We start from the raw sequence: 13,640 nt of genomic DNA, 5'->3' as shown, positions 1-13,640 counted from the left end.
GAAATAATCAAATATTTGAAATAATATTTTTATTTATTAATATAATATTCAAACCGGTATAAATTGTTATATTATTGAAGCAGAGAAACTAATTTAATATGAATATGGCGACATTTCGAGTATATTTAAGATGGTAGAAGTTTAATTGGAGGTTCCCTGATATGATCAGTCAAATTTATAACGAAATCGTTAATAATCAAAAAATAATTATCTTGCGACATCGCAATCCTGACCCTGATGCTGTCGGTTCACAAATTGCCTTGAAGTTGATCTTGCAAAAAGCTTTCCCAAATAAGGATATTTTTGCAACAGGTGTCGATTTACCTATCTTTGATTGGATCGGCAAAATGGATCAGCTGGAACAATCTGATTATCAAGACGCCATAATTATTGCTGTCGATACAGCTAACACCGAACGGATCGATGATGAACACGATCTGTCCGTTGCTAAAAAGATCCTCAAAATCGATCATCATCCAGATGTCGATCATTTTGGCGAGCTCAATTGGGTCAAAGACCACTACTCTAGTTGTGCCGAATTGATTTTTAAATTTGCGGATAAAATGGACCTCCAAATAACTCCAAAAATCGCTGACTGCTTGTATGCCGGGATCATTGGCGACACCAATAGATTTTTGTACGCTGACACTAACTTCAGAACTTTGGATACGGCAGCTAAGTTGGTCAAATTAGGTGCAGATGCTTCAAAGATAAGTCACGAAGAAAACGAGATCAATCTTCAAACAGCCCGTTTAGAAGCTTACATGCTCGAAAACTTTTCTCTCAATGACTCAGGATTTGCTTACATCATTTTGAACAAGCAATTACTCGACATCTTCAACCTCAATCCCGGAGAATTGGATTACGCTGTACCATTGATCGGTAAGATCGACAGCGTCAAAACTTGGGCTGTTTTGAGCGAAAACGAAACAAACATCTTCAGGGTCAACCTTCGTTCCAAAAATATCCCGATCAATTCTGTCGCTGAAAAATTCGGCGGCGGTGGTCACGCTCTAGCTAGTGGTGTTTACGTTCACGGTGACGAATCGGTCAATTTATTGATCAAGGAAATGGATAACATTACTAATGAAGCAGAAAAGAACTGATGCCAATCATATCAGTTCTTTTTTTTGGTAAAAAATATTATTAAAAATAAGTAATCATAACTATTCTTTATATACTAATATGTTAATAATTATTAATCGTGGAGGTACATTGATATGAAAGCAGTCTACCCAGTAATCATGACCAAATGTAATCGAGATTATTATCCTTATTACATTGATATCCCAGATTTAAATTGTTCGCTACATGCTGAAGATCCATACACCGGTATGCGTCAAGCACGTAAAGAAATATATGATCAAATAAAACTCTTGCAAGAAAATCAGCAAAACATCCCCTCATCCAATTTCATCATCCCAACTAACCATTACGGAGATGTCATTACTTTAGTCGACATCGACACTGCTGAATTTGAAAAAGAACAAAAGAGTCGTAATTTCCTAAGATTTTTAACCGCCTCAGATTAAAAGATCCGACCACGTTACTTAAAAGTACCTACTATTATTTCTCCAGTTATTTGTTAAGATGAAGTCGATAAACAGATGAGGAGAAATAATATGGACTTACATTTGAAAAATAAAACTGCGCTTATCACCGGTTCTACTAAAGGAATCGGTAAAGCAATCGCCACACAACTAGCACTTGAAGATGCCAACGTTATCATCAACGGCCGGACTGACAGTGCTGTTGAGCAAACTATCGCGGAAATCAAAAGCAACTACCCTAACTCCAAAGTGACAGGAGTTGCTGCCGACATCTCCACAGCAGACGGACAACAAAAAATATTCAAACAAGTCCCCGAGGTCGATATTCTAGTCAACAACATGGGCATCTTCCAACCAATGGATTATTTCGAGATTGACGATGAAACTTGGGACAAATTTTTTAAAGTTAACGTCCTTTCAGGAAACGCCTTATCAAAATTTTACTTACCAAAAATGTTAGCCAAAGACTTCGGCCGGATCATCTTCATCGCTAGCGAAGAAGCCATCATGCCATCAGGAGAAATGCCCCAATACAGTATGACCAAATCAATGAACCTCTCTCTAGCAAAAAGCCTTTCGAAACTAACAAAAGCCACTCACGTAACAGTCAACACCATCATGCCCGGCTCAACCTTGACTGAAGGCGTAGAAAAAATGTTAGAAGATATGTACGAAAAAGCCGACTTCATGAAAAATCATCGCTCCAGATCACAAATCCAAAGACTAATAAGACCAGAAGAAATAGGTCGCTTCACCGCCTTCGTAGCCAGTCCAGACAGCCCTTCATTCTCTGGAGAAGCATTGAGATTGGATGGAGGATTAGTGCCTACTATTATGTAAAAGCTCAGAGAGCGCAGCGAGGTTGGTCAGCTGCTGAGGATTAACGCGGGTGATCGAACAAGGTGCGACGCAGTCGTGCCTCGACCACCTGTGTTAACCGGAGGCCGCTACCTCGCGGAGCTCGTTTCAGCATACTTGAGGATAAAAATAAAAACCACTATCCAATTTGCAGCAAGTTTAGCAGACAAGAATAAATAGCACTATTTTATATTCTTCGAACTCGTTCCTGCCGATAGTTTCCAAACCGGATCCCGCTGTACCCTGGAACGCGTTTCTACTATAAAGTGGGAAACGTTTGGTAAAAAGAATTACGTTATGACCATTCACCAAACAAATAAAAAAACCAACCAAAAAAGAGGTAACTCACATCAAGAGTTACCTCTTTTCCTATCTCCATAAAAGCCCTAAATCCGACCAAAAGCAGCTGATCCAATAGAAGGAAACAAGCTAACGATCCGACCAATTTCATCAGGATCTAACTTAAGCTCAATAATAGGCAATAAACTATTAATAACATCATCGGCATGATCACTCATTTCAGTAATACCGACCAAGTGACCTTCCCCATCATGAACTTGTTTACTTTCAGCAAGTTGTTCATTATCGACTTGATAGTACCAGTCTTGACTAAGATCTGAGTCAGTCACATCTAAGCCAGCTTTTTCAGCATCTTCAACGGACACACCAGCCTCAGCGATACGAGGTGAAGTGAAGGCGACTGAAGGAACCACTGGGAATTTGATTGAATCTGTAGTCTTACCTGAGAATAATTTCATTAAATAAACTGATTCAAAAATAGCAGTTGGTGTTAATTTTGGTTGATCTGAATCGATCACATCACCAGAAGCATAAATATTTTCAACGGAAGTTTGCAGATGATCATTGATGACAATACCACGGGCATTATACTCAACACCGATTTTTTCAAGGTTCATATTTTCAGTATTAGGAATTCTACCAGTAGCATCCAATACCCAATCAGCTACCAATTCTTGGCCATCACCGTACTGAACTTTCACTTGAGAATCGGCTTTTTCAAAACCAGCCACTTTAGAATCGCGAATAAATTTAATACCACGATCAGTCATATCTGAAATAACCTTTTCCACGAATGGTTGTTGGAAACGACGCAAAGCTTTGTCAGAATGGAGCATGACAGTAACATTCGATCCCGCAGCATTAGCAATTGTAGCAAATTCCATCCCAATATAACCAGAACCGATCACCACAATATTCTTTGGAAGGGCCTTAAGATTCATAAAGTCCTCACTATCATGAGTCAACTCTTCACCAGGAATATCCAAACGATGTGGACGAAGCCCAGTAGAAATAACAATCTTATCAGCAGAAATTTCTTTGCCATCAACTAAAACAGTATGTTGATCCTTAAAAGTAGCATAACCTTGCACCACATCGATCCCCACACTATTCATCAAACCAGTGATCATAGCAGGCAAAGAATCAATAACATCTTGCTTATGAGCAACATTACCAGCCCAATCAAGCGAAACCTCACCAGTCAAAACAGAATTCAACCGTTCAACCTCGCGCATAACCTTAACAGGTTCATCCAAAGTAATCTTAGCGTTACAACCACGGTTAGGACAAGTCCCACCAACAAGACCACTCTCAACCACAGCCACCTTGCATCCAGAAGCAGCCAAAGGAATAGCCCCATCAAAAGTACCGTGACCAGCACCGATATATAACACTTGATAATCATATTGTTCTGACGTTTGAAAACCTCCAATTTAATTTGGTACATCAAATTCATCATAAACCGTTAACTAATATTTCGTAATCAACAAACTAAATAATAACCAAAAATAATCTGAAGACAATTATTATGCTTACGATCATAAAAAATAAATACTTTCTCCTCTCAACCAACCATCGCGAGAATACGCGGAACGAGTAAGCGAGCCAAGAAAAATGAGCAAAAACATATCATTAGGTATATCAAATGGATTATTATTTTGATAAAGAAAAAATAGCTTGGGACTGACTTTTGGTTTTGGTTCTGCTTTTGGTTTTGATCTTACTATCGAGGTAAAAAGATGAGATAGACAAGTGAAAACTAAGGAGTACCAAAAGTGCCAACTTATGAACACCAGAGTGGAGCCGGCCAAAACAGAGAGAGATTATAAACTATATAGACGGAGGGGCCCGGGGATACAGACCTCAGCACCTAAATTATTCTTAGCGATTTATCGCTTAGAATAAGACCGAGTTTTGAGATGCCCGAGTGGTCTCCCCGGGTAGCTCAAAATCGCGTCAGGTGCGTTCCCGACCTCGGTTGTTCGGTGGCGTAGCCACCACCAAATTCGGTTGCGCAAGTGCGTCAGCACTTACGTTCCTTCATTGTATCCCCGGGCCCCGGAGTCGGCAGTGAACCTCAACAAAAACTACCACCACAATCCCCACAAAAATAAAAAATTTAATTTCCGAAAAAATAAATTACAATTTTTATGCACATCAATTGACTTTTAAATGAAATAATCCAATCATAGACGTATAATTTCGTTTATCACGGAATAAACTAAATGATTGGAGACATTTTTATGGCAAAGAAACTGACAACACAAACAGGACAACCATGGGCAGACAATCAACACTCCCAAACAGCAGGTCCAAGAGGTCCAGTACTAATGCAAGACTATGATCTAATCGAGAAATTAGCACATTTTGATCGCGAAAGAATTCCTGAACGTGTAGTTCACGCAAAAGGTGCTGGTGCCAAAGGTGAATTCGTACTAGAAAACGACATGAGCAAATACACTAAGGCTGATATTTTCAATGAAGCCGGCAAAAAGACTCCATTGATCATGCGTTTTTCACAAGTAGCTGGTGAAAAAGGATATCCTGATACAGTGCGTGATGTCCGTGGATTCTCAGTGAAGTTTTATACTCAAGAAGGAAATTACGACATCGTTGGTAACAACACTCCCGTATTTTTTGTAAATGATCCGTTGAAGTTCCCTGACTTCATCCATTCACAAAAACGTGATCCAAGAACTAACCGTCGGACTAATGAGATGCAATGGGACTTCTGGGCACATTCACCCGAATCATTGCATCAAGTAACTTACTTGATGGGTGACCGTGGCCTCCCTGCTTCATATCGTGAAATGAACGGCTACGGTTCTCACACCTTCAAATGGGTCAACAAAGATGGCGAACAATTTTGGATCAAGTACCATTTGATCTCCGACCAAGGTGTCAAAAATATGACCAACGAAGCAGCTGATAAGGCTGCCGCTCAAAATCCTGATTACTTGCAAGACGACTTGTTTGATGCCATCGAAAAAAACAATTTCCCTTCATGGGAAATGTACGTCCAAATTATTCCTTACGAAGAAGGATTGAACTACAAATGGGACATTTTTGACGTTACCAAAACTGTTTCACACAAAGATTACCCATTGATCAAAGTCGGAAAATTAACCTTAAATCAAAATCCTTCAAACAACTTTACTGATGTTGAAGAAGATGCTTTTTCACCTGCTAACCTCGTTCCTGGTATCGAAGCTTCACCAGACAAATTATTGCAAGGTCGACTATTCTCATACAAGGACACTCAACGCTATCGTCTCGGTGCAAACTTTGAAGAATTACCAATCAACCGCCCTGTAACTGAAGTCCACAATTATGAACGTGACGGATACATGAAGTTAAACAATCAAGGTGGCGAAGTTAACTACGAACCAAATGCCTTCGATGGTCCTAAAGAAGATCACGCTGCTAGTGTAGCTCCCGATCAATTGCAAGGAGAAACAGGTAATCAACCTTATAACTACAAGGTCGACTACACCACACAAGCCGGGGATCTATATCGTCTCTACTCTAAAGAAGAACAAGACCGTTTGATTGAAACTATCAAAGACGGACTCGGTTCATTCGATAATGATGAGATCAAGACATTAGAAATCAAACAAATGTATGATGCTGACAAGGAATACGGAACTAGAGTAGCTAACGCTTTAGGCCTAAACATCGATAGCATCCTAGCAACAAACAATTAAAAAATCAGACCCAGATTTTATAAATATTTTTGTTTAAAGATAACCTAATATACCTCATTAAATAAGTTATTATAATGTTGTTCTCAATAAAGGAGATAGGAAGCCACGCCTATCTTTTGAGATAATCCCCCTACATTATCGTATTTATTGAGATAGTTTCTCCTCATTAGGAATTAATATGAATCCCCCCTATGCGTTTCTTGACCCTCTTCGTGAAAAGAGGGTTATTTTTTTGCTAGGAAATTTAGCTCGTAAGAAATATAATCAATTTTAGAGGAAAACTAATGATTAAAAAAATAACGAACTTCACTGACGATAATATCTCAGCTCTAGCTAATATTTGGTTGACCGAGAATCTATCAGCTCACGATTTTGTTGATGAAAAATATTGGCTCGATAACTTAGCGTATTTTAAATCAGAAATCACAAAAGCCAACGTCTGGACCGCCCAAGAAAACAATGAGATCAAGGGCTTTATTGGCTTAGTCGATAGTTACATCGCAGGAATTTTTGTCATGGAAAATTTCCAACACCAAGGGATAGGTCGAAAACTACTAGAGCAAGCGAAATCAGAAAATGACAAACTAACTCTTCATGTTTATCAAAACAATCAAGTAGCAATCGAATTTTATCTCGGTCAAGGTTTCCGAAAAACTGCTCGTGACATTGATGAGGACACGAACCAAATAGAACTAGAAATGACTTGGATCAAATCATAAAAAAATGGCCGAACACTCAAAAGTGTCCGGCCATTTTTGTTTAACAAACTATTAACAGAATACGCCTGCAACTGTGCCTAACAATGATTCAACAAAATATAGTGGGTTTGCAAGTGTAATTGAATCCATTGGTGCACCAGTATTTTGTGAAATAGTAGCTCCATTATTCATAGTAAAAACCCTCCTGTATAATTATTGTTTTAATTATAGCACATTTAGGTTCATAATATTTAAATAATTAGTTCTAATTTTTAAAAGTATAATTCAATTTACCAGAAATTTATTCAAATATTTTGTAACCGAATACATTACTATAACAACACCTTTTGTCAAAGCAAATGTCACTTTGCGGTATTGATTAAATAAATAAATCACAAGTAAAGATAAACTATTTTTTGACAATTGTTTTTCATTCCATTATTCACTGATAACTTTCAGATCAATTTGCCACACATAAAAAAAGCTAACAAACATTGATATATCAAAGTTTGTTAGCTTTTTAAGAGTGCTGCTGACAAGAGTCGAACTTGCACATGGAAACCCATACAGCGACCTGAACGCTGCGCGTCTGCCAATTCCGCCACAGCAGCAAAACTTCATTTGTGATAAGCTTACCTTAAAACGATACCATAAAAATGAGGATATGTAATGCAAAAAATAGATAAATCAATCTTAAAACAAGTAATTACACCACGTGATCCAATTTCTTTTAAGGGAAACTATGGAAAAATTTTGATCATCGCGGGCTCATCTAATTTTGGCGGTGCCGCAATAATGTCCGCTTCCGCTGCGATCCATTCTGGGGCTGGTTTAGTGACAGTCGCAACTATCCCTGAAAAGTTCTCGGCCATCAACACAAGGATCCCTGAGGCAATGACCATCGACTACCACCACTTGATTGAAATCATCGATGCCATCAAAAACGCCGACGTCATAGCGATTGGACCTGGCTTAGGAACATCACAGTACAGTGAATCGCTCATTTCATTACTACTAGATCACACACATATGGATCAAACCATCATTTTTGATGCCTCTGCCCTAACCATAATCGCGCAAGCAAACATCGACATTTCAAAAATCCAAGCAAATGTAATTTTGACTCCACATCAAGGGGAATGGCAACGTCTATCCCAGCTAGAGATCCCTGAGCAATCGCCAAAAAACAATCTAGAGCAATTACACGAATTAGCACCAAATGCCCTGCTAATAGTCAAAAAACACCTTTCAGAAGTATACTACGAAGGTTCTGCCAACCAAATAATCGCCGGCAACCCAGGAATGGCTACAGGAGGCATGGGAGACACCTTAACCGGAATAATAGCAGCTTTCGTCGGCCAATTCGGCTTCTCTCAAAACACAGTCGAAGCTGCCCTATTCTTGCATAGCGATATCGCTGACAAAATCTACAAAAAGAATTACGTAGTGCTTCCTGAAAAACTAATAGAAGCAATCCCCAAAACAATGCAAAAAATAGTCACCAACAAAAAAGAATAAATCAAAAAGAGACGACCGATATCACATTTCGGAATCGCCTCTTTTTTTGTTTACCTTTGAATCATTTCGCCACTATTGTATCTCATCATATAAAAAACAACACCGATCACGATGTTGTTTTCCCTACTTGATCCTTACCAATCGACGTATCCGCTCAACTCGAGAACCAAGAATTTTATCAGCCAACTTAGTCTTCAAAACCAAGTAACCAAAAATCCCAGCCCCGACGATAGCTTCAAAAATCAGAACGAACAAACTAACGATACGGTCTGAATCACCAACGAAACGATAAACGATCCAATTGATGATCAAGACGAAGACAAACATCACAATGGAAAAAATGATGATTCCACTGATCCTGTTTTCAGTCCGTTCAATGTTGAAAGGATAAATTTGATATAGCTTACGAAGCATTAACCAGCAGATCGCTGCCATACTAATACTTGTAGCGACAAGTGGTCCAAACTCATGGAACAAGCCAATCATTGGCACTTGAATAATCACTTTAACAATAAAACCAATTACTAAATATTTAATAGCTAATTTATTTCGATACAATGCTTGTAAAACTGCTGATAAAACAGTAAATAATCCCAGTAAAATCGACATGATCGATGAAAATTGTAGCATCGAAATACCTAAAGCATCATAACGATAAAAAGTCGTCCAAAGTGGTTGTGAGACAGCGTACATCCCGATAGCCGAAGGGATCATGATGAAAAAGAATAACTCCAGCGTATTGCTGATTTGATCTTCAATATCTTTTTTATCACCTTTAGCGAATAATCCCGAAAGGATCGGAACGGCCGTAACTGCCATCGCTGTCGACAACGAAACGATGATCATGATCAATTTGTTAGCCTGGAAACCAAACAATGAATAATAGTTATCCAACTGAACTTTGGTAGCATCAACGAACATCAACATAAATTGTTGGAAAGTCGATTGGTCGTACAAATTGAAAAATGTTATCCCGGCATCCATGATAATGAATGGAAAAGCCTGTTCAAAAATTTCACGGGCAAAATTCTTATTGATCGCAGAAGCTGGCTGACCATTACGAGAAAGAGCTCGCAACTTAGGCAGCTTTTTAAAAATGTAGATCATTAAGATCCCGATGGCAAAAATTGCACCAATGAATGCAGCAAACGTCGACTGAGTCACAGCACTAACGTAACTACCCTTTTGAACTTGCATGATCAAATAAGTAGCTGCCAACATATAAAGCACACGAGCAATTTGTTCCACCAACTGTGAAATAGCCGACGGTGCCATGTCCGAATATCCTTGCATGTATCCACGCAAAATACTCAAAATAGGAATAACTAAAACAGCGATCCCTAGTGATTTAATAACGGGGATACTATTAGGATCTCCATCAGTAAAAATAAAGGCAATAGCTGAAGCACCAAAAAACATAATGGCTCCAAAAATAATACCCATCAAGGCCATTATTTTCAGCCCTTGTTTAAACAACCGATTCCCAGTAGCGTACTCATCCAAAGCATTGTAATGAGAAATCTGCTTAGAAATAGCACCAGGAATACCGGCAGTAGAAATGATCAAAAACAAACTATAAATATTGTAACCCTTGGCAAACAAAGCATTGGCTGAAGGATAATAAGACCCCATCCAAGCCATCCAAGGAATAATATAAATAGCACCAAGCACCCGAGAAAAAATACTCCCAGCAGTCATCCAGACAGAACCTTTTAACATAGTATCTTGACTAGACGCCTCAGGATTCAAAACCGGAATAGCCTCTTGACCATCTTGCTTATCCTTGTTCAAAAATTAGCACCACCTTAAAAACTATCTCAACAATTATACCAAAATTAAAGCGACTCTCAAAAATAATTATAAACTCAGAACCTTAAAATTACTCTTAATCCCCAAAAAAATCAAGAGCCACAACCATCAACAAAAAAATACAGTCCCCAGCAAAACAAGTCAACCAAAAACAACCATCATTAAAAACAACTTAAAAGAAGAAAAAACAATAGTGCACCACCCAAGTAACACTAGAAAGAAAACGGATATAACAAAACAACGCAAATTAACACTAACAAGAACTAGTTAGCACTAACTAGCAACCGATGATATCCCAAAGAAATATTAAACAGATAAATCACTCAATAAAAATCGTAAGAATAATCAAAAAATCAGTACCACAAACTAAATTAAAACAGTTTAAGCAAACAAAACTAAGTACCGTCCCCACCCACAAAAATAAGATAGTTATACTACCCTAGGTTCTGCGGGAGGGTGGAGGGAATTCGACCGTCAGCCATGAAATTCCACTTAGCGACGAAGGAGCTTAGTGGAAGGCCCAGCTGTGAGATGTCCGGGCGAACTTCCCGGATAGCTCAGAGTGGTGCCCATGGCGTTCCACGGTCGCAATTCCCGGAACCCTTCCGCAGAACCGGCAGTGAACCTCCCATCAAAAAAGCTGATCTATCCAAATAGACCAGCTCAATTTAAAACTATTTAACTACAATGTTAACGATCTTATTAGGCACAACAATAACCTTCACAACATCCTTACCATCCAAGAACTTCTGAACTTTCTCATCAGTAAGAGCAAGTTCCTTAACCTTTTCCTTATCAATATCAACCGGTAACTCAAGCTTATCACGTAATCTACCGTTAACTTGAATGATCATCTCAACTGTATCGGAAACAAGTTTACTTTCATCAAATTCTGGCCAAGCAGCATAAGTGATCGATTCGTCATGACCTAACTTATTCCACAATTCTTCCATCATGTGAGGAGCAATTGGAGCAAGCATCTTGATCAAGCCTTCAGCGTATTGCTTAGGCATTGTATCTTGCTTGTTAGCTTCGTTTACGAAGACCATCATTTGTGAGATGGCTGTATTGAAATGAAGTGATTCCAAGTCATCTGTCACTTTTTTGACAGTTTCGTTATAAACTTTATCCAAATTACCATTGTTATCGTCGGTCAAGAAGTCAGTTTTAACTGTATTGTCATCATCGTTATTGATGAACAATCTCCAAACACGTTCCAAGAACTTGTTGGCACCTGCTAAACCATCTTCTGACCAAGAAATTGAAGCATCCAAAGGTCCCATGAACATTTCATAAAGTCTCAAAGTATCGGCACCGTATGATTCAACAACATCATCAGGGTTGACCACGTTACCTTTTGATTTAGACATCTTTTCATGGTTATCACCGAGGATCATCCCTTGGTTGAATAATTTTTGGAAAGGTTCTTTAGTTGGAACAACGCCTAGATCGTACAATACCTTGTGCCAGAATCTAGCATAAAGCAAGTGAAGCACAGCGTGTTCTGCACCACCGATGTATAGATCAACTGGCAACCATTGTTTCAATAAGTCGTAGTCAGCTAATTTTTCATCATTGTGTGGATCAACGTATCTTAAGTAGTACCATGAACTACCTGCCCATTGTGGCATTGTATTCGTTTCACGACGTCCCTTACGACCGTTTTTATCAACGACATTTACCCAGTCAGTCAAGTTAGCAAGTGGGCTTTCTGGAGTTCCTGAAGGTGCAATATTGTCATCTGCAGGCAATTCTAGTGGCAATTCGTCCTCAGGTACTAAAGTAGTTTCGCCATCTTCCCAATGGATAACAGGAATTGGTTCACCCCAGTATCTTTGACGTGAGAATAGCCAATCACGTAACTTGTAGTTTACTTTCTTCTTACCGATCTTCTTATCTTCAAGGTATTGAACCATCGTATCGATAGCTTCATCTTTGCCCATATCATTCAAAAAGTCGGAATTGATATGCTTGCCATCACCTGTATAAGCTGCATTGTCGATGTTACCTTCGATAACTTGTGTAATTGGCAAGTCAAATTTCTTAGCGAATTCATAATCACGATCGTCATGAGCAGGAACAGCCATAACTGCACCAAAACCGTAAGTACTTAAAACATAATCTGAGATCCAAATTGGAATTTTTTCACCAGAAACAGGGTTAACAGCATATGCACCAGTGAAGGCACCTGTCTTATCCTTGTTCAAGTCAGTTCTTTCCAAATCAGATTTATTAGCAATCTTTTTCTTATAGGCTTCGATTTCGGCTTTTTGACCATCAGTTGTGATCTTATCAACTAAATCATGTTCTGGAGCTAAGACCATGTAAGTTGCACCAAAAATCGTATCTGGTCTAGTTGAGAATACTTGAACTGTTTCTGATGTTCCATCAACTGGAAAATCGATCTCAGAACCTACTGAACGACCGATCCAGTTACGTTGCATTTCTTTGATAGATTCTGGCCAGTCGATCAAATCGAGGTCATCCAACAATCTGTCAGCGTAAGCTGTGATCTTCAGCATCCATTGACGCATTGGTTTTCTATAAACAGGATAACCACCACGTTCAGTCTTACCATCGATAACTTCTTCGTTAGCAACAACTGTACCTAGATCAGGACTCCAGTTAACTGGTACTTTAGCTTCATAAGCGAGACCCTTTTTGTACATTTGTTCGAAGATCCATTGAGTCCACTTATAAAATTTAGGATCAGTCGTTTGAACTTCACGATCCCAATCGTATGAGAATCCTAATGAATTGATCTGGCGCTTGAAATTGTTGATATTCTTTTCTGTGAAATCAGCTGGATTATGACCAGTATCTAAAGCATATTGCTCAGCTGGCAACCCAAAGGCATCAAAGCCCATTGGATGCAACACATTGTAACCTTGCATACGTTTCATTCTAGCTACGATATCAGTAGCGGTGTATCCTTCTGGGTGACCTACGTGAAGTCCTTGTCCAGATGGATATGGGAACATATCCAATGCATAAAAATTCTTCTTGTTCTTATCTGTACCAGTCTTGAAAGTATTATTTTCTTTCCAGTACTTTTGCCATTTTTTCTCAACGACATTGTGATTATACGACATACCTTTTCCTCCATAAAAAAAGTCCTATGATCTTATGATCATAGGACGAATTATCGCGGTACCACCTAAGTTCCACTCAAATAAGAGTGACGCTTGAAATCCGTAACATGG

At 38.8% G+C, this 13,640-nt stretch carries 9 protein-coding genes, 1 tRNA gene and 1 other annotated feature (1 of these 11 cut by a window edge); of the genes, 6 read left to right on the top strand and 4 right to left on the bottom strand.

Features of this window, described 5'->3' with window-relative positions:
- The first annotated feature begins 161 nt into the window (after positions 1–161).
- The 3 genes from EKM69_RS07340 (at position 162) to EKM69_RS07330 (ending at position 2,390) form a co-directional block, all read left to right on the top strand.
- Positions 162–1,106 (top strand): DHH family phosphoesterase, encoded by a 945-nt coding sequence (locus EKM69_RS07340; protein WP_125709675.1) that lies wholly within the window; start codon positions 162–164, stop codon positions 1,104–1,106.
- Positions 1,107–1,220: 114 nt separating this feature from the next.
- Positions 1,221–1,532: a hypothetical protein gene (locus tag EKM69_RS07335; RefSeq protein ID WP_125709673.1), complete on the top strand. Its 312-nt coding sequence runs from the start codon at positions 1,221–1,223 to the stop codon at positions 1,530–1,532.
- A 90-nt stretch (positions 1,533–1,622) separates the two neighbouring features.
- Positions 1,623–2,390, top strand: coding sequence for an SDR family NAD(P)-dependent oxidoreductase (locus EKM69_RS07330; protein WP_125709671.1), 768 nt, complete (start codon positions 1,623–1,625; stop codon positions 2,388–2,390).
- Positions 2,391–2,794: 404 nt separating this feature from the next.
- On the opposite strand, the gene EKM69_RS07325 is transcribed toward EKM69_RS07330, so the two are convergent.
- Positions 2,795–4,102 carry a dihydrolipoyl dehydrogenase family protein gene (locus EKM69_RS07325; RefSeq protein ID WP_263853850.1) on the bottom strand — a complete coding sequence of 436 codons (1,308 nt, stop codon included), beginning with the start codon at positions 4,100–4,102 and terminating at the stop codon, positions 2,795–2,797.
- An 849-nt stretch (positions 4,103–4,951) separates the two neighbouring features.
- Here EKM69_RS07325 and EKM69_RS07320 point away from each other — a divergent pair.
- Together EKM69_RS07320 and EKM69_RS07315 are read left to right on the top strand one after the other, a co-directional pair.
- Complete coding sequence (locus EKM69_RS07320; RefSeq protein WP_125709667.1) at positions 4,952–6,412, top strand: catalase; 1,461 nt, start codon at positions 4,952–4,954, stop codon at positions 6,410–6,412.
- Between the two features lie 284 nt (positions 6,413–6,696).
- Positions 6,697–7,131 (top strand): GNAT family N-acetyltransferase, encoded by a 435-nt coding sequence (locus EKM69_RS07315; protein ID WP_125709665.1) that lies wholly within the window; start codon positions 6,697–6,699, stop codon positions 7,129–7,131.
- A gap of 506 nt (positions 7,132–7,637) precedes the next feature.
- Here the strand turns inward: EKM69_RS07315 and EKM69_RS07310 are convergent.
- Positions 7,638–7,721 (bottom strand) — tRNA-Leu (locus tag EKM69_RS07310).
- 58 nt (positions 7,722–7,779) lie between these two features.
- Here EKM69_RS07310 and EKM69_RS07305 point away from each other — a divergent pair.
- A complete protein-coding gene (locus EKM69_RS07305) occupies positions 7,780–8,628 on the top strand; it encodes an NAD(P)H-hydrate dehydratase (RefSeq protein WP_125709663.1) in 849 nt (282 codons plus the stop codon).
- Between the two features lie 123 nt (positions 8,629–8,751).
- Here the strand turns inward: EKM69_RS07305 and EKM69_RS07300 are convergent, their stop codons facing one another.
- Both EKM69_RS07300 and leuS read right to left on the bottom strand, forming a co-directional pair.
- On the bottom strand, positions 8,752–10,347 hold the full coding sequence (locus EKM69_RS07300; protein ID WP_164505893.1) for a putative polysaccharide biosynthesis protein: 1,596 nt from the start codon (positions 10,345–10,347) through the stop codon (positions 8,752–8,754).
- A 764-nt stretch (positions 10,348–11,111) separates the two neighbouring features.
- Entirely contained in the window at positions 11,112–13,529 is a 2,418-nt protein-coding gene (gene leuS / locus EKM69_RS07295; protein ID WP_125709659.1) for a leucine--tRNA ligase, read from the bottom strand.
- A gap of 38 nt (positions 13,530–13,567) precedes the next feature.
- Positions 13,568–13,640, bottom strand: a binding site (T-box leader); it runs 140 nt beyond the window's last position.

It is taken from the genome of Companilactobacillus zhongbaensis (assembly GCF_003946515.1).
GTDB lineage: Bacteria > Bacillota > Bacilli > Lactobacillales > Lactobacillaceae > Companilactobacillus > Companilactobacillus zhongbaensis.
This window is presented reverse-complemented; position numbering and strand designations above follow the sequence as displayed.